General features: G+C 52.9%; 11 protein-coding genes and 3 pseudogenes. 8 read left to right on the top strand and 6 right to left on the bottom strand.

The window, feature by feature from the left end:
* Window positions 1–273: 273 nt before the first annotated feature.
* Window positions 274–1095, bottom strand: coding sequence for a posphoenolpyruvate synthetase regulatory kinase/phosphorylase PpsR (gene ppsR, locus ACWWJF_RS24660; protein WP_455870819.1), 822 nt, complete (start codon window positions 1093–1095; stop codon window positions 274–276).
* Window positions 1096–1429: 334 nt separating this feature from the next.
* Between ppsR and ppsA the strand changes: the two genes are divergently transcribed.
* Window positions 1430–3805, top strand: coding sequence for a phosphoenolpyruvate synthase (gene ppsA, locus ACWWJF_RS24655; protein WP_455871258.1), 2376 nt, complete (start codon window positions 1430–1432; stop codon window positions 3803–3805).
* 202 nt (window positions 3806–4007) lie between these two features.
* Window positions 4008–5216, top strand: coding sequence for an IS256 family transposase (locus tag ACWWJF_RS24650; RefSeq protein WP_455870818.1), 1209 nt, complete (start codon window positions 4008–4010; stop codon window positions 5214–5216).
* A gap of 68 nt (window positions 5217–5284) precedes the next feature.
* Here ACWWJF_RS24650 and apbE read toward each other — a convergent pair whose 3' ends face one another.
* From apbE to ACWWJF_RS24635, 3 genes and pseudogenes are all read right to left on the bottom strand, one after another.
* Window positions 5285–6340, bottom strand: a complete 1056-nt coding sequence (apbE, locus tag ACWWJF_RS24645; protein ID WP_455870817.1) for an FAD:protein FMN transferase ApbE — start codon at window positions 6338–6340, stop codon at window positions 5285–5287.
* A gap of 513 nt (window positions 6341–6853) precedes the next feature.
* Window positions 6854–7972 (bottom strand): AI-2E family transporter YdiK, encoded by a 1119-nt coding sequence (gene ydiK, locus ACWWJF_RS24640; RefSeq protein WP_455871257.1) that lies wholly within the window; start codon window positions 7970–7972, stop codon window positions 6854–6856.
* A gap of 150 nt (window positions 7973–8122) precedes the next feature.
* Window positions 8123–9291: pseudogene (locus ACWWJF_RS24635) on the bottom strand (IS3 family transposase).
* A gap of 306 nt (window positions 9292–9597) precedes the next feature.
* Between ACWWJF_RS24635 and ACWWJF_RS24630 the strand changes: the two are divergent.
* The 3 genes and pseudogenes from ACWWJF_RS24630 to ACWWJF_RS24620 all read left to right on the top strand — a co-directional run.
* Window positions 9598–9843: pseudogene (locus ACWWJF_RS24630) on the top strand (hypothetical protein); the annotation flags it as partial.
* A gap of 99 nt (window positions 9844–9942) precedes the next feature.
* Complete coding sequence (gene ydiJ, locus ACWWJF_RS24625) at window positions 9943–12834, top strand: D-2-hydroxyglutarate dehydrogenase YdiJ (protein ID WP_455870816.1); 2892 nt, start codon at window positions 9943–9945, stop codon at window positions 12832–12834.
* A 12-nt stretch (window positions 12835–12846) separates the two neighbouring features.
* The gene (locus tag ACWWJF_RS24620; protein WP_455870815.1) at window positions 12847–13263 is read left to right on the top strand and encodes a hotdog fold thioesterase; all 417 of its coding nucleotides are present in this window, start codon (window positions 12847–12849) and stop codon (window positions 13261–13263) included.
* A 57-nt stretch (window positions 13264–13320) separates the two neighbouring features.
* On the opposite strand, the pseudogene ACWWJF_RS24615 reads toward ACWWJF_RS24620, so the two are convergent.
* A pseudogene (locus tag ACWWJF_RS24615) lies at window positions 13321–13723 on the bottom strand (hypothetical protein).
* A gap of 194 nt (window positions 13724–13917) precedes the next feature.
* Between ACWWJF_RS24615 and ACWWJF_RS24610 the strand changes: the two are divergent.
* Window positions 13918–15249, top strand: a complete 1332-nt coding sequence (locus ACWWJF_RS24610) for an IS4 family transposase (RefSeq protein WP_455870814.1) — start codon at window positions 13918–13920, stop codon at window positions 15247–15249.
* A 299-nt stretch (window positions 15250–15548) separates the two neighbouring features.
* Here the strand turns inward: ACWWJF_RS24610 and tnpA are convergent, their stop codons facing one another.
* Window positions 15549–15965, bottom strand: a complete 417-nt coding sequence (gene tnpA / locus ACWWJF_RS24605) for an IS200/IS605 family transposase (RefSeq protein WP_455871256.1) — start codon at window positions 15963–15965, stop codon at window positions 15549–15551.
* A 22-nt stretch (window positions 15966–15987) separates the two neighbouring features.
* Here tnpA and ACWWJF_RS24600 point away from each other — a divergent pair, with 22 nt between their 5' ends.
* Window positions 15988–17196 (top strand): RNA-guided endonuclease InsQ/TnpB family protein, encoded by a 1209-nt coding sequence (locus ACWWJF_RS24600; protein WP_455870813.1) that lies wholly within the window; start codon window positions 15988–15990, stop codon window positions 17194–17196.
* Window positions 17197–17613: 417 nt separating this feature from the next.
* A protein-coding gene (locus tag ACWWJF_RS24595) for an IS3 family transposase (RefSeq protein WP_455870812.1) occupies window positions 17614–18782 on the top strand; the annotation gives its coding sequence in 2 pieces (ribosomal slippage) (window positions 17614–17869 and window positions 17869–18782; 1170 coding nt in all).
* Window positions 18783–18807 lie beyond the last annotated feature (25 nt).

Below are 18807 nucleotides of genomic sequence, written 5' to 3'. Positions count from 1 at the left end.
AAAAACGCCGCTGAACCAAGGGGTAACGCGCATAGAAAATAAGTCATCGCTCACACTGCGTTTATCTTCCTGAAGATAAGGTTACGTGAGTGAATGGCTCGCGCATCATGTCAGACGGCGGCGGGACTCTTGGGCGCTAAGCGAGTGTCAGTTTTTCCCCGTCTCCTACCAAATGGGTTGCTTCGCTACGACGACATGTCGGGAAGTCATGACATCCACGATAACCGAATCAGGGGGCAATTCAACCCTCTTTCGCTAAAAAATGATAATGTACTAGTACATACGACGACTCATACCTAATATGTCGATGATCTTGGCGGAAATCTCCTCCACGGAGTAGTTTGTCGTGTTGAGATAAGGAATCTGGTGACGTCGAAACAGCGCTTCTACTTCGCTCAGTTCCATCCGGCACTGACGCAATGACGCATAACGACTGTTGCCGCGACGTTCTTCCCGGATCGCCGCCAAACGTTCGGCATTGATGGTCAGGCCGAACAGTTTGTGTTGAAACGGTTTAAGCGCTTCAGGCAGGCGCAAATTGTCCATATCATCGGCGATGAAAGGGTAGTTTGCCGCGCTAATGCCAAACTGCATGGCGAGGTACAGGCTGGTGGGCGTTTTGCCGCAACGGGACACGCCGAGTAAAATCACCTGCGCTTGATCGAGATTGCGTAATGAAATGCCATCGTCGTGGGCGAGGGTATAGTCAATGGCGGCGATGCGTGCATCATATTTGCCGAGGTTTTTAGCGGTCAGACCGTGGGTGCGATTGGCCTCCGGTGCAGGAGGAATATTGAGCTCTCCTTGTAATGGCGCAACCAGCGCCTGCACGATATCCTGACAAAAACCGTCGCTGCTGTTAATAATATCCCGCACCGTCTGGCTAATGATGGAATAGAACACCAGAGGGCGCACGCCCGTTTGCTGGTAGAGCGTATTGATGCGCTCGCGTACCGCGTTGGCGCGCTCTTCACTTTCCACAAACGGCAGCGTGTAGCTGACCGTGTTGACAGGAAACTGAGAAAGCACCGCATGGCCTAATACTTCAGCGGTGATGGCGGTACCATCGGAGATATAAAAGACGCTTCTTTCCACATCAACCCCTGCATTTTTTTCTGCGAAAAAACATTACTAAACTCGTTCAAAAATTGGCGTTGAACGATATTTTTAATGAAACACCATTTCATTGTCTTCATGATAAATCAGTTAAACTTTTACAGTATTGTATTTTTCCCCCATTAAGCAAGATTCAGCAGTGAAATCGTTTTTATTTCATAGGTTGAACGATTCACCGTTCCCAGGTTTGTTAAACGCTATGCTACATTCATGGCGTTGAGGCAATTGCCCAACCAACATTTTACATATCCCCAATGGTCTCCATACCCTGTGGTATGCAGGCCGAAATCGTATGCAGAAAGGATTATTTTCGATGTCCAATAACGGCCCTGATTTGCGTAATGTCCTTTGGTATAACCAGCTCGGTATACATGACGTTGAGCGGGTGGGCGGCAAGAATGCGTCTTTGGGTGAGATGATCACTCATTTGTCAGAACTTGGCGTATCGGTTCCCAATGGTTTTGCGACAACGGCGCAGGCGTTTAACGATTTCCTTACGCAGAGCGGTATCAACCAGCGCATCTATGAACTGCTGGATCGTACCGATATCGATGATGTGAACCAACTTGCCAAAGCGGGTACGCAAATTCGTCAGTGGATTATCGACACACCGTTCCAGCCTGAACTTGAGCAGGCGATCAGCGCGGCTTACGATCAACTGGCCGAAGGGGAAAAAGAGGCCTCTTTTGCGGTGCGCTCTTCCGCGACGGCAGAAGACATGCCGGACGCCTCCTTTGCCGGGCAGCAGGAAACCTTCCTCAATGTGCAGGGTATCGATGCGGTGATGGTGGCGGTGAAGCATGTGTTTGCTTCGTTGTTTAACGATCGCGCCATCTCTTATCGTGTGCATCAGGGCTACGATCATCGTGGCGTGGCGCTCTCCGCTGGGGTGCAGCGCATGGTGCGTTCGGATCTGGCGGCATCGGGGGTGATGTTTACGCTGGATACGGAATCCGGTTTCGATCAGGTGGTGTTTATCACGTCTGCCTACGGCCTTGGGGAAATGGTGGTGCAAGGAGCTGTGAACCCGGATGAGTTTTACGTGCACAAACCTACGTTGCTTAACCGAAAACCCGCCATTGTGCGCCGTACCATGGGGTCGAAAAAAATCCGCATGGTGTATGCCGACAGTCAGGCTCATGGCAAACAGGTGCGTATTGAGGATGTGCCCGCTGAACTGAGCGTGCGTTTCAGCCTCACGGATACCGAAGTGGAAGCGTTAGCGCATCAGGCGCTGCTGATTGAAAAACACTACGGTCGCCCGATGGATATCGAATGGGCGAAAGACGGGCACACCGGTAAACTCTACATCGTACAGGCGCGGCCAGAGACGGTACGCTCCAACGGTCAGGTGATGGAACGTTACCAACTGATTAAACGTGGCAAGGTGCTGGCGGAAGGCCGTGCCATCGGTCACCGTATTGGTGCCGGCCCGATAAAAGTGATTCAGGATATCAGCGAAATGCACCTGGTGCAGGCGGGGGATGTGCTGGTAACCGACATGACCGACCCGGATTGGGAGCCGATCATGAAGAAAGCCGCGGCTATCGTCACCAATCGCGGCGGGCGCACCTGTCACGCAGCGATTATTGCGCGTGAGCTGGGTATTCCTGCGGTAGTCGGCTGTGGCCATGCGACTGAACGCCTCCATGACGGCGAAAAAGCCACCGTATCCTGTGCGGAAGGGGACACCGGATACGTCTATGCCGATCTGCTGGAGTTTCAGGTCAAGAGTTCACAAGTCAACGAGATGCCCTCGGTGCCGTTGAAGATCATGATGAATGTGGGGAATCCCGATCGGGCATTTGATTTCGCCTGCCTGCCCAACGATGGCGTCGGTTTGGCGCGGTTGGAGTTTATCATTAACCGCATGATAGGCGTGCACCCGCGTGCGTTGCTGGAGTTAGACAGTCAAACGCCAGAACTGCAAAAAGAGATCAAAGGGCTGATGCAGGGATATGACGATCCGGTTGAGTTTTACGTTGCGCGCCTGACTGAAGGGATCGCCACACTGGCGGCGGCATTCTGGCCGAAACGCGTTATCGTGCGTCTGTCCGACTTTAAATCCAACGAATACGCCAACCTGGTGGGCGGCGAGCGCTATGAACCGAATGAGGAAAACCCGATGCTCGGCTTCCGTGGTGCTGGGCGCTATGTGTCACCGGATTTTAAAGCGTGCTTTGCCTTGGAATGTGCTGCGGTGAAACGCGTGCGTAATGACATGGGGCTGACCAACGTGGAAGTGATGCTCCCGTTTGTGCGCACCGTGGCACAGGCGGAAGCCGTAGTTACTGAGCTGGCGCAGCAAGGGCTCAAGCGTGGTGAGAATGGCCTCAAAGTGATCATGATGTGTGAGATTCCGTCGAACGCGCTGCTGGCGGATCAGTTCCTGGCACATTTCGATGGTTTCTCCATCGGCTCTAATGACATGACGCAGTTGGCGTTGGGACTGGATCGCGATTCCGGCGTGGTGTCTGAACTGTTTGATGAGCGTAACGACGCGGTGAAAGCACTGCTTTCGATGGCGATAAAAGCAGCCAAGGCACAGGGGAAATACGTGGGGATTTGCGGACAAGGCCCTTCCGATCACGAAGACTTTGCCATTTGGCTGATGGAGCAAGGCATCGACAGCCTGTCGCTCAATCCGGATACCGTGGTGCAGACCTGGTTAACGCTGGCAGAAAAGTAATCGTGTAGTAGCAGCAGGCCCCGGCAATGCCGGGGCCTGAGACTGATGACAGAATCACTTTCCCTCTCGGCATTCTCTCCACCGCCGTCATTCCCGACTTTCGCCGAGGATAACGAGGAAGGAATGACGGGACCCTGTACATAAATTTGTGTAATTGCCTGATTTTGATATGTTCAATCCAACATCAAAAACAAGTTAATTTATGGACGAAAAACAGTTGCAGGCTCTGGCTAACGAACTGGCCAAAAATCTCAAAACCCCTGACGATCTCAGCCAATTCGATCGCCTGCTGAAGAAAATCAGCGTTGAGGCTGCTCTCAACGCCGAAATGTCCCACCATCTTGGCTACGATAAAAATCAGTCCAAACCGGGGGCCAACTCCCGCAACGGCTATTCCACAAACACCGTGACCACCGGCGATGGCCCGCTGGAACTACGTACTCCGCGCGATCGTGATGGCTCCTTCGAACCACAACTGGTGAAGAAAAACCAGACCCGGATCACCGGGATGGATAACCAAATCCTGTCCCTGTACGCCAGAGGGATGACCACCCGCGAGATAGCGTCTGCGTTCAAAGAGCTGTATGACGCGGATGTCTCACCGGCGCTGGTCTCGAAGGTCACCGACGCCGTGATGGAACAGGTTACTGAATGGCAAAATCGTCCACTGGATGCAGTCTATCCCATTGTTTACCTTGACTGTATCATCCTGAAGGTCCGGCAGGACAGTCGCGTCATCAATAAATCCGTGTTCCTGGCACTGGGTATCAACATCGAGGGCCAGAAAGAACTGCTGGGTATGTGGCTGGCCGAAAACGAGGGCGCGAAGTTCTGGCTCAATGTGCTGACAGAACTAAAAAACCGCGGCCTGAACGATATCCTCATCGCCTGTGTCGACGGTCTGAAAGGCTTCCCAGATGCCATCAACGCGGTGTATCCGGAAGCCCGCATCCAGCTGTGCATCGTGCACATGGTACGCAACAGCCTGAGGTTCGTCCCTTGGAAGGACTACAAAGCCGTCACACGCGACCTGAAAGCCATCTATCAGGCCGCTACGGAAGAAGCAGGCCAGCAGGCGCTGGAAGCATTCGCCAGCGCATGGGACAGCCGCTATCCACAGATAAGCCGGAGCTGGCAGACGAACTGGAGCAATCTGGCAACGTTCTTCGCTTACCCGGCAGATATCCGCAAAGTCATCGACACAACCAACGCCATTGAGTCGCTGAACAGTGTGATCCGGCATGCGATTAAAAAATGCAAGGTGTTCCCGACTGACGACGCAGTGAAAAAGGTGGTGTGGCTGGCAATCCAGTCGGACTCACAGAAATGGACGATGCCACTGCGGGACTGGCGTATGGCAATGAGCCGTTTTATTATCGAGTTCGGTGACCGCCTGGACGGTCACTACTGACAAAGGCATTTACACAGAATCATGTACAGGGTCAATGACGGTGGTAGTAGGGCTGTTTATCAGCAACCTCACCCGACGTTAAGGTTTAGCCCTTGTTGCAAGAAGGCTTTGAATTGGGGTGTCATCACCGTTTCGAACCCGTTGTCGGTTTTGGTGATCAGATAAACCGCCAACCCGTGCTGCTCGGCTACTTTCAGCGCTTTTTCCGTTCCCAATACCATTAACCCTGTGTCCCAACCGTCCGCTTCGAGCGCGGTTTTGGCAATCACTGTGGCAGACACCAGCGTATGATTGATGGGGTGGCCGGTGCTGGGGTCGATGACGTGGGAATAGCGTTTGCCGTCCTGCTCGAAATAGTTGCGATAGCTGCCGGACGTACTGATGGAATACCCTTGCAGATCGACTGCCGCTTGCACCGCGTTTTCCTTATCGGTAGGTTTTTGAATCGCCACCCGCCACGGCATCCCTTGCCCATTGACCCCGCGACTTGAAATAGCACCGCCGACTGAAACCAGATAATTGGTAATGCCCTTGCGTGTCATCAACTGCGCCAATAAATCGGCACCGTAACCTTCACCCAAGGTTGAGAGATCCACATACAGCGACGGCAGATCTTTTTGCAGCCACTCTCCCTTGCTGTTGCTGGTAAGCGTAAGGTGCTGCAAGCCGACGCGCTGACGGGCGTCATCGATTTGTGCTTGAGTAGGAATGGTCACCGGCTGTTTTTGCGGCCCAAAGCCCCACAGATTCACCAACGGTCCCACCGTAATATCCATGGCATTGTCTGTCGCCCGGCCAATACGCTGGGCTACCAGGATAATGTCTGCCATACCGCCGGGAATGGGCTGAGGATCGCTGCCTTGATAGCGGTTAAAGCGCGACAGAATGGAGTCTTCTCGGTAAGTGGAAATATCGTTGTTGGCCTGTTCAAGCAGGGCATCAATCTCTTGTTGCAGATGCGCTTTATCTTCAGGCAGATCCCCGCTGATCTTTACGCTGTAAAAGGTCCCCATGGTTTTACCTTCCAGGCTGGTCAATGGCCGGCTGTCGGCCATCGCGGTATTGTAGACCGCCAGACTGACCAGAATCAGGCACACTCTTCGTGCCAGTGGGGAATGTGACATAGAAAATGACTCCTGATAAAAAGAGACGTTAGAAATAATCCATTAATGCGCGCTTGCAAAGCGGGGATTGATAAAAACAGGATGAGGCGCAATTTCTCAGTAACAGCAGCGGGAAAGTACAGGATAAACCACAAAAAAAATGCCCACCTTAGGGGATGGGAAAAGACTACACACAGCAATTCGTTACTAGCTCTGACGAGCAGGAAACCTCATTGGCAAACTCGCGTTGTCCTTACAAAAAGCGTTTGTTCAGCAAGACAACGGTTGACAATCGTTTCATGAATAATGCTAGAAGCTGTGGGGCATTAAGTCATTAAGAATCATCCTAATGGTTAACGTTTTTTAATGGATTTGTCACGCAGAGATGCATATTGTCAAACTATTTGATGTAATACCGCCGCTTATCCATAGTAAATCAGAATAATCCGTGGGTGCTACACGCAAAACATTAAGATTATTTATCTATTGATGGATTTGCCGCAGCGCTAGGGTTTCACGCTGCGGCAGCAGTGCTTACTGCGAGTGTGTCGGACGATCGTTTGGCGACGGCGATGCATCCGCAATGATTTCTGGCAACGGCGTTTCCTTCATCCAGGCAGAGAGCAAGCGGTATGAAACGGCAAGCACCACTGGGCCGATAAACAGGCCGATCATGCCAAATGCCAACAAGCCACCAATCACGCCGCACAGAATCAGCAGCATGGGTAGATCGGCGCCCATGCGTATCAACATCGGGCGGATGACGTTATCCAGCGTGCCCACCACACAACTCCAAACCAACAGAATGGTGCCCCAGGTGGTATCACCGCTCCAATAGAGCCAGATTATCGTGGGGATCAGCACCAGAAGCGGTCCCAGTTGCGCCAGACAGAACAGGAACATCACGACGGTCAGCAAGGTTGGGTAGGGGATGCCGGAGATGGCGAGGCCAATACCACCCAACACCGACTGTACGATAGCGGTCACCACCACGCCGAGCGCGACGGCACGAATCGATTGTGCTGCCAGGATCACCGCTGCATCACCGCGCTCGCGTCCCAGACGAAGCGCAAAGTGACGTACGCCCTGGGCAACCGCTTCACCTTTATAGTAAAGCAGGGCACTGAAAATCAGCATCAGGCCACAGTGCATCAGGAAACGTCCAATGTGGGCCGCTTGTGATAACAGCCAGGTAGCAGTTTGGCCGATATAGGGCTGCACTTTGGCAAACACGCCGCTGCCACCACTTTGCAGCAAACTGTGCCAACTTGAAAACATCCTGTCGCCGACAAAAGGCAGGGATGTCAGCCACTCCATACGAGGAGGCGTCAGTTTCTCTTGCCCGGAGGCCCAACTGACGATGGCGGAGGTGTTGTCCATCACCGTGCTGACCAGGATGGAAATCGGCATCACAAACAGCAGGCAAAGCAACAGCGTCATGCCAGTTACCGCTAACGCGCGCTTGCCCCACAGTAACTTCTGCATTTTCAACATCAGCGGCCAGGTGGCAATCACCACCATGCTGGCCCAGGCAAAGCCCAGAATAAAGGGTTGCACCACCCAGAAACAGGCGATGATCATAATAGTGATAAACATCAGACTAAAGAGGATGCGGGGCAAATCAAAACGCTGCTGGCGTGCACTTTGCTGCATCGTTGCAGACAGTGGAGAATGCGCGGCCAGCGGTTTGGGCGATGATGACTTCGTCAATGGACAATACCTGTGTATAGAGACCCGACGTTGAACAAGTTCCCTGCGATCGCTCGGGTCATCCGGCGAGGATAACTTATCATGGTGTAGTGGTCAACTAATATTGGCCACCGCATTAGACTGTATGTAGAACAGTCGCTCAGATTCGTTTGGAGTTAAGCCGCCGTTATACCAGTGAGGCCGGATAGCGCTGTAATACCCCGTGATGTAGCGGATAATCGCGTCCTGGGCTTCGCTGAAGCTGTTGTAACCCTTTGTCGGCACCCATTCTGTCTTCAGGCTGCGGAAGAACCGCTCCATTGGCGCATTATCCCAGCAGTTACCCCGCCGACTCATACTCTGCTTTATCCGGCAGCGCCACAGGGCTTGCCGGTATTGACGGCTGGTATAGTGGCTGCCCTGGTCGCTGTGGAACATGACTCCTGTTGGTTGTCCCCGGAGTTCCCAGGCCATCTGCAACGCTTTAACTGTCAGCGCCGAGTCCGGCGACGTCGACATGGCCCAGCCCACCGGTTTGCGGGCGAACAGGTCTAGCACCACCGCAAGGTAAGCCCAGCATTTGCCCGTCCAGATGTAGGTCACATCGCCGCACCAGACCTGATCCGGCGCGGTAACCGCGAACTGGCGGTTGAGATAGTTCGGTATTTCAACGTGTTCATTGCCGCCGCGTTTGTATTTGTGAGCCGGTCGCTGGCAGCTGGCGATACCCAGCTCCTTCATCAGCTTGCCAGCCAGCCAGCGCCCCATTTTGACACCAGAGCTGCCGGTGACGATGGTCGCGATACTTCGAGCGCCGGCAGAGCCGCCGCTGGCGTTCCAGGCTTCCATGACGCGACTACACTTAACCACGCGCTCACCGTCGGGTTCATTAGCGGAAGCCTGCCAGTGCCTGTAGCTGCTGCGATGTACCTCAAAAGTTTGGCACAACGCCGTGACCGGGTATCGCGCCCTCAGCCTGTCGACTACCGTGAACCGTTGAGTGAGTCCGACATTAAGAGCGCCGTAGCCTTTTTTAGGATTTCGTTCTCCATTTCAAGGCATTAGACTTTTTTCTTCATCTCACGCAGCTCGAGCTGTTCAGGGGTAAGAGGAAGTCCCGTTGGCGTTTTTCCCTGTCGTTCAAGGCGAAGCTTATTGACCCAGCGACTAATGGCAGAATGGCTGACATTAACCGCCTCTGCGGCCTTAACGTATGTGTAGCCGTGGTCGACAACCAGCTTTGCGGCTTCGAGCTTAAATTCCGCCGTAAAATGTTTACCCATGAGGTCACCTGTCGTGTTGATGAGGTGAGCATATCACCTCCGATCAGGTGGCCAGTATCAGTGTGCCACTACATGGGGCATTTCTCGTGTTTTTGACAGCGTGTGAGCTATTTTGTTAACGCATTCACGGACAGGGTTCCAAAAATCATGCTGGACCACTAGGCAAAAAGTTTTTCTTAGGATGGCGGCGCATAGCGCCGAAATGTGATAAAACGTAAAACCGCGAATTCGCACAATGATTTTTACAATAAACACACTCACAACACGCTAATTATTTTTTTAGTCGACAGACAGGGTCAACACATAATGATCCCACAGATCTCTCATGCACCTGGGCTGGCTCAGCCGGTGCTTAATTTTTTGGATGCTTTGAAGCAACGTGGTTTTACCGGCGATACCGCCATCAGCTATGCCGATCGCTTAACCATGTCGACCGACAACAGCATTTATCAGCTGTTGCCCGATGCGGTGGTGTTTCCCCTATCGACCGCAGATGTGGCGCTGCTGGCGCAGTTGTCAGTACAAGAGCCATACCGTGCACTGACGTTTACCCATATCGTTATACACATCTTTCTAACGCACTGTTTAATCAATGAGTTACGGGTTTATCTCAGAGTGGCATTTTGAACCTCAAAAAGCCAATGGGATGGCTTGAATGCCTTAATTCACGGGGTTCTGAGCATCCTGTTCAAAAAATGGCCAAAAGATGTGTATAACGATATGACGTTTACCCCGCGTGGCGGCGGTACTGGCACCAATGGGCAAGCGCTAAACCAGGGTATTGTGGTGGATATGTCCCGCTACATGAACCGGATTTTGGAAATCAATCCAGAGGAAGGTTGGGTTCGCGTTGAAGCCGGGGTGATCAAAGATCAGCTCAATCAGTACCTCAAACCTTACGGCTATTTCTTTGCGCCGGAACTGTCTACCAGTAACCGCGCCACCCTTGGCGGCATGATCAACACTGATGCTTCAGGGCAAGGCTCTCTGGTGTACGGCAAAACCTCGGACCATATCCTTGGCGTGCGTGCCGTGCTGTTGGGCGGTGACATGCTGGATACTCAGGCGATGCCTGTGGCGATGGCGCAGCAATTGGCGCAAGAATCTTCACCGATAGGGCGTGTGTATCGCACCGTTTTTGAACGTTGCCGCGACCAGCGTGCGCTAATTCTCGATAAATTCCCCAAACTGAACCGATTCCTGACCGGATACGATCTGCTCCATGTGTTCAGCGATGATATGCAAACGTTTGACCTGACGCGCATCCTGACGGGCGCTGAGGGGACGCTGGCCTTTATCACTGAAGCTAAGCTGGATATTACGCGCTTGCCTAAGGTCAGGCGTCTGGTCAACGTCAAGTTTGATTCCTTCGATTCAGCGCTGCGCAGCGCGCCTTTTATGGTGGAAGCCAAGGCGCTTTCGGTGGAAACCGTCGATTCCCGCGTATTGAATCTGGCGCGCGAAGATATCGTCTGGCACTCCGTCAGCGAACTGATTCAGGATGTGCCCGGCCAGGATATGCAGGGCCTGAACATCGTTGAGTTTGCTGGGGATGATGAAGCGCTGATCGATGGACAAGTACGTGGGTTATGCGAGCGCATTGATGGCCTGCTCGCGGCCCATGAAGCGGGAGTGATCGGCTATCAGATTTGCCACGATCTTGCTGGGATTGAGCGTATCTACGCCATGCGTAAAAAAGCAGTGGGGCTGCTGGGTAACAGTAAAGGGCAGGCCAAGCCAATCCCCTTTGCGGAAGATACCTGTGTGCCGCCGCAGCATTTGGCGGATTACATCGTCGAGTTTCGTGCGCTGCTCGATAGCCATAATCTGACCTACGGCATGTTTGGTCACGTGGACGCGGGCGTACTGCATGTGCGTCCGGCCCTGGACATGTGCGATCCGCAACAGGAAGTGTTGATGAAACAGCTTTCTGATCAGATTGTTGCGCTGACGGCCAAATATGGCGGCCTGCTGTGGGGGGAACACGGTAAAGGGTTCCGCGCCGAATGCAGTCCGGCTTTTTTTGGCGAAGAACTGTATAACGAACTGCGGCGCATCAAAGCCGCCTTCGATCCGGATAACCGCCTTAACCCAGGCAAGATTTGCGCGCCGTTGGCCGTCGATGCGCCGATGATGCGTATTGATGCCGATAAGCGTGGCACCTTCGATCGCCGTATTCCGCTGGCGGTGCGTACTTCGTTCCGTGGCGCGATGGAGTGTAACGGCAACGGGCTGTGTTTCAACTTTGACGTGAACAGTCCGATGTGTCCTTCCATGAAGATCAGCGGAAACCGTATCCATTCGCCGAAAGGGCGAGCGACGCTGGTACGCGAATGGCTGCGCTTGCTTGCCGAGCAGGGGATCGATCCGGTGGCGCTGGAGCAGTCGTTGACCGCACGGTCGCCCAGCTTGCGTGGTTTGATTGAAAAGACGCGTAACAGCTGGCGCGCGCGCAAAGGCGAGTATGACTTCTCTCATGAAGTGAAAGCGTCCATGTCCGGGTGTCTGGCCTGTAAAGCCTGTTCAACCCAATGTCCGATCAAGATAGATGTTCCGGGATTCCGTGCACGTTTCCTCCAGCTTTACCACACGCGCTATTTACGTCCCGCGCGTGATTATCTGGTGGCCGGTGTAGAAAGTTACGCGCCGCTGATGGCGCTGAGCCCTAAGACCTTCAACTTCTTCCTGAAAATGCCGCTGGTTGACGCCTTGAGCCGCCGGACGATCGGTATGACCGATCTGCCGTTACTCTCTTCCCCCTCGCTGTGTCAGCAATTTGCCGGGCACCCGGCAATGACCACTACGCTGGAGCAGTTGGAAAGTGTCGCCGCCGCATCCTGCGATCGGTATGTGCTGATTGTGCAGGACCCGTTTACCAGCTATTACGATGCGCAAGTGGTGGCCGATTTGGTGCATCTGGTGGAAAAACTGGATCTCAAGCCGGTACTGCTGCCCTTCTCAACTAACGGTAAGCCGCAGCATATCAAAGGCTTTTTGACGCGTTTTGCTAAAACCGCAGCCAAAACCTCTGATTTCCTGAATCGGGTTGCCAAGCTGGGCATGCCAATGATTGGCGTCGACCCGGCGTTGGTGCTCTGTTATCGCGATGAATACCGCGAAATTCTGGGTGACAAACGCGGCGATTTTCAGGTGCAACTGGTGCATGAGTGGCTGCTGCCGCTGCTGTCGGCGAGAACGCCCCCGGCCACGCCGCGCGACGATGCCTGGTATCTGTTTGGTCACTGTACCGAATCCACTGCGCTGCCGACCAGTAGCAAACAGTGGGCCGATATCTTTGCCCGCTTCGGTGCCCGACTGGAGAATGTCAGTGTTGGCTGTTGCGGCATGGCAGGCACCTATGGTCATGAAAGTAAAAACATCACTGATTCCAAGGGGATTTACGCCTTGTCCTGGCAGCAGGCATTGCAAAAATTACCCTCTGCACGCTGCCTGACAACCGGCTATTCCTGCCGCAGTCAGGTGAAGCGGATGGAAGGGCAAGGGTTGCGTCATCCGTTGCAGGCGCTACTGGATCTCGTCTGACTGGAGAGAGTTATGCTGTGGAAAAGACCGGCTACGCTGGAGCAGATTAATCAGCACAGCCAGGGCTGTATGATGGAGCACCTGGGGATTCGTTTTACCAGTATTGCAGAAGATACTCTGGAATGTACGATGCCGGTGGATGCGCGTACGCGTCAATCCTTCGGCCTGTTGCACGGCGGGGCTTCGGTGGTGCTGGCGGAGTCGCTCGGCTCCGTGGCGGGCTACCTGTGTACCGAAGGGGAACAGCGTGTCGTCGGGATGGAGATTAACGCCAACCATTTACGAGCTGTGACCTCTGGCGAGGTGCGAGGGGTGTGCCGCGCGCTGCACGTTGGGCGCCGTAATCAGGTGTGGCAAATCGATATTTACGACGATACTCAGCGTCTGTGCTGCACGTCTCGCCTCACCACCGCGGTGGTAACACCTTAATCCGGTACTAACCGCAGAATGTGCGTCGTTAGGCGCGCATTCTGGCGGTCTCGTCCTTCAAGGTAAAAAAGGCACGCGCCGTACAAAATCGGTCTGAAAAGCGGTGCCCTTATCCCAACTGCCTTCAAGGCTGAGCTGATGGCAAATTAGCTTTAGCGTGTTGCGTGCAAAATAGTAGCTCTGCACGCGGAAAACATGGCAGCGCCCTTCGTTATTAATCTCTTTTATCAAACGGTTATGTAATTTTACCAGTGCATGCAGATAGCTCTCATCATCGCCGTTCTTACGGCACAGATCGATCATCTCCATGCAGGCATTATGGTAGCGGCGCAGGTGATCGATATGGCTTTCCTGCCGATTCAACCGTGCTTCGGCCATATAAAAATCTACGGTGACATCCCGGATCAAGAATTTGTACTCATCAATCTGATGGCTGTAGCCAGGCATTCACGGATTGCATAGGGATCACCATGGATATTAATGATAATCATTATCATATTTATAATATTCATCGGGATCAACCTATAGCCACCTCGTTATACACAAGTCCGCAACGCCTTATATGCCAAGGGTTAGCGGGCTGAAATAGGCAGCCGGTGGGGTTGTAAATGAAGTGAAACCGACGTGTACTATCGCCATTTACGGCGCTGAAAAATGACACGGGATTCAGATGGCTGGGCACACCAAGAACTGGAAGGGGTAAATCTTGGTGACACGAGGCTCAATAAGCGTGCCAAAGGGCTTTTGATACGGCTGGCTGAGAATCCGCAAGCCAGCATTCCGCATGCGTGCCTCGGATGGTCTGAGACGCTGGGTGCTTACCGCTTCATGGAGAACCAAGCATTCGAATGGCGAGACATTCTGCAACCTCACTGGCAGCGTACGCAGGAAAGGATCCGAGAACACGAGGTTGTGCTGTGTATCCAAGACACTACCGAGCTTGACTTCAACGGGCAGCAAATCCAGGGCTTGGGTTCCTTGAACTACGAAGCCAGGCGTGGTCTGTACCTGCATCCGACCTACGCGGTCAGTCCGGATCGCGTGGGGTTGGGCGTACTGGATGCGTGGATGTGGGCAAGAGAGCCGAAGGATGCACACGGAAAACGCGATGGGCTCAAGGAGAGTACGCGCTGGCTCGAGGGATACGAGCGAGTTGCTGAACTCGCCTCGGAGTTGCCAAACACACGTCTGGTGTACTTAGCCGATCGCGAAGCGGATATCAAGGCGTTGATGCAGCTCGCTGATGACCTTGGCACTCAGGCTGACTGGTTGATCCGCTCGACTCATAATCGCAGTCTGGACTGTAATGAGAAGCTTTGGCAGAAGGTTGGAAAGACCGTGCCGGTGGGAGAAATCCAATTCGTTATGGCGGCTCGCGCGGGGCAGAAGGCGCGTACGGTGAAACAGGCGCTGCGCGTGAAGCGAGTGTCGCTGCGTTGCGGGTTGGCAGTGACTTGTGTGATAGCCAAGGAAATTGAGCCGCCAGCAGGCGTGAAGCCGGTCGAGTGGCGGTTGCTGAGCAATCGCGTACCTGAAGGACGAGAATATATCGTGGAGCTGATCGACTGGTATCGGGCTAGATGGGAAATCGAGATGTTCTTCAATGTGCTGAAGAACGGCTGCTGTGTCGAAGCGTTACAGTTATCGACCGTGGATCGCATTGAGCGGGCATTGGCGCTGTTCATGATCGTGGCATGGCGCATCGCCTATTTAATGCGTATGGGACGAACCTGTCCAGAGCTGGACGCAATGTTGTTCTTTGATTCCGACGAGACTCATGGCGCTTACCTACTGATGAACAAGCGTATGCCCAAGGGCCGCCCTAAGCTAAACGAAGTATTGCGCTTAGTTGCGCAACTGGGAGGCTTTCTTGCTCGAAAAGGCGACGGTGAACCAGGCGCAAAAACTATCTGGAAAGGCTTGCAGAAAGTCATGACGGCCGCCGAAACGCTACGCGCGCTCAGGCACGAACAGAGATGTGTATAACGAGGTGACCTATAGCCATATCGTTATACACATCTTTCTAACGCACTGTTTAATCAATGAGTTACGGGTTTATCTCAGAGTGGCATTTTGAACCTCAAAAAGCCAATGGGATGGCTTGAATGCCTTAATTCACGGGGTTCTGAGCATCCTGTTCAAAAAATGGCCAAAAGATGTGTATAACGATATGACCTATAGCCCCGTAACAGAGGAAAAAAAGTATACGGCCTGATAGGACTTTTTATCAGGTGCGCCGTAAAACCCCGTCCTTCAGGGCGGGGATATAAGGCGCGGTTTTTCGACTAACTTGGTGTTTGCTGCTGCTCAATGTATTGTCGAATGATCGATATTGGCGTACCTCCGCAACTACTTGCAAAATAACTCGGTGTCCACAGAGCGCCCTTGTAGTAATAGAGCTGGGCTATATCGGGTCGGTCACGGCGAAGCAGTCTGCTGGATACGCCTTTAAGACTGTTGACCAAGTTAGATATTGCCAACTTTGGCGGATAGTTGATCAACAAATGCAGGTGGTCGTGCTCGCCGTCCATTTCAACCAGTTCAACATCAAAATCAGCGCATACGCTGGTAAAGTAGCTGCGTAGTTTTTCGATGGCATCCAGATCAAATATTTTTCGTCGATATTTAGCAACGAATATCAAGTGAACATGCATCAGGAAAACGCAGTGTCTTCCCCGTCGAATATCAGTTTCTTTTGTCATAGACCAAAGTATAATGATAGGCATGAAACGACTACAAGCCTTCACATTCCAGTTAAGACCAAATGGTCAGCAGGAACGCGATATGCGGCGCTTCGCAGGGGCCTGTCGTTTCGTTTTTAACCGTGCGTTGGCACTTCAGAATGAGAACCATGAGGCGGGGAATAAGTATATTCTCTATACAAAAATGGCTTCATGGCTTATTGAGTGGAAAGCAAATCCTGAAACGCAATGGCTGAAGGATGCCCCATCGCAGCCGTTACAGCAGTCACTAAAGGATCTGGAGCGCGGCTACAAGAATTTCTTCCAGAAGCGCGCAGCATTTCCGCGCTTCAAAAAACGCGGGCAAAACGATGCATTCCGCTACCCGCAAGGCGTGAAGCTCGATCAGGCCAACAGTCGCATATCGTTGCCAAAGTTGGGGTGGATACGCTATCGCAACAGCCGCGAAATCATTGGCGAAGTGAAAAATGTAACCGTCAGCCAGTCATGCGGCAAATGGTACGTCAGCATCCAAACGGAATACGAAGTGACTGAACGGGTTCATAAGGCAGCGTCAATGGTCGGTTTGGATGCCGGAGTTACGAAACTTGCAACGCTTTCAGATGGTACGGTATACCAGCCAGTCAACAATTTTAAAGCAAGCCAGCGCAAGCTGGCAATGCTTCAGCGCCAGTTAAGCCGCAAAGTTAAATTCAGCACCAACTGGCAGAAACAGAAGCAAAAAATCCAGCGTCTGCACTCGCACATTGCCAATATCCGACGCGACTACCTTCACAAAGTCACCAGTGAAATCAGCAAAAACCACGCAATGATCGTCATTGAGGACTTGAAGGTCAGTAACATGTCGAAATCGGCAAAAGGCACGGCAGAGCAGCACGGACGAAACGTCAAAGCCAAATCAGGCTTAAACCGCTCGATACTGGATCAAGGCTGGTATGAAATGCGCCGTCAGCTTGAATACAAGCAGCTCTGGCGAGGAGGTTCGGTGTTGGCTATCCCTCCGGCGTATACCAGCCAGCGGTGCGCCTGCTGCGGTCATACAGCGAAAGAGAACCGTCTGTCTCAGAGTAAGTTTGAATGCCAGATATGCGGCTACACCGAGAACGCCGATATCAACGGAGCTCGTAACATTTTAGCGGCGGGACATGCCGTGTTGGCCTGTGGAGGGATGGTGCAGTCAGTCCGCCCGTTGAAGCAGGAACCCACCGAGGCGATTCAGGCTTCGGTCTGAACGCTGTAGGAATCCCCGTCCTTTAGGGCGGGGAGGATGTCAAGGTCAATAATTGCGCAATCAAACCATAAAATCGGTCACGATTTTTCCTGTTTTAAAAATAGGTATCGTCTATGAATGTTATAATTATGATAACAACATGTTGATGTTAATTCTTTGGTCTGTCACGCGATGGTAAATTAGTTATTTTATATCAACAGGTTATTTTTTTTTATTGTCAGTCTATAAACGCGTGAGCAGGCAAAAAAAAACGGTTTTTTTCAGGCACCGGTGAAATGTTACAAATACCCCTGCGAAACAAGAGGTTGAAGCAATAATCATTATCACTAACATTAGGCTCAGACTGTAGTGGCACACTGATACTGGCCACCTGAGCGGAGGTGATATGCTCACCTCATCAACACGACAGGTGACCTCATGGGTAAACATTTTACGGCGGAATTTAAGCTCGAAGCCGCAAAGCTGGTTGTCGACCACGGCTACACATACGTTAAGGCCGCAGAGGCGGTTAATGTCAGCCATTCTGCCATTAGTCGCTGGGTCAATAAGCTTCGCCTTGAACGACAGGGAAAAACGCCAACGGGACTTCCTCTTACCCCTGAACAGCTCGAGCTGCGTGAGATGAAGAAAAAAGTCCAATGCCTTGAAATGGAGAACGAAATCCTAAAAAAGGCTACGGCGCTCTTAATGTCGGACTCACTCAACGGTTCACGGTAGTCGACAGGCTGAGGGCGCGATACCCGGTCACGGCGTTGTGCCAAACTTTTGAGGTACATCGCAGCAGCTACAGGCACTGGCAGGCTTCCGCTAATGAACCCGACGGTGAGCGCGTGGTTAAGTGTAGCCGCGTCATGGAAGCCTGGAACGCCAGCGGCGGCTCTGCCGGCGCTCGAAGTATCGCGACCATCGTCACCGGCAGCTCCGGTGTCAAAGTGGGGCGCTGGCTGGCTGGCAAGCTGATGAAGGAGCTGGGTATCGCCAGCTGCCAGCGACCGGCTCACAAATACAAACGCGGCGGCAATGAACACGTTGAAATACCGAACTATCTCAACCGCCAGTTCGCGGTTACCGCGCCGGATCAGGTCTGGTGCGGCGATGTGACCTACATCTGGACGGGCAAATGCTGGGCTTACCTTGCGGTGGTGCTAGATCTGTTCGCCCGCAAACCGGTGGGCTGGGCCATGTCGACGTCGCCGGACTCGGCGCTGACAGTTAAAGCGTTGCAGATGGCCTGGGAACTCCGGGGACAACCAACAGGAGTCATGTTCCACAGCGACCAGGGCAGCCACTATACCAGCCGTCAATACCGGCAAGCCCTGTGGCGCTGCCGGATAAAGCAGAGTATGAGTCGGCGGGGTAACTGCTGGGATAATGCGCCAATGGAGCGGTTCTTCCGCAGCCTGAAGACAGAATGGGTGCCGACAAAGGGTTACAACAGCTTCAGCGAAGCCCAGGACGCGATTATCCGCTACATCACGGGGTATTACAGCGCTATCCGGCCTCACTGGTATAACGGCGGCTTAACTCCAAACGAATCTGAGCGACTGTTCTACATACAGTCTAATGCGGTGGCCAATATTAGTTGACCACTACAGACAGAGCTTTTCTGAA

The sequence above is a fragment of the Symbiopectobacterium sp. Eva_TO genome (assembly GCF_053848865.1).
The sequence above is the reverse complement of the archived record's forward strand: the minus strand, read 5'-3'. Positions and strand labels throughout refer to the sequence as shown.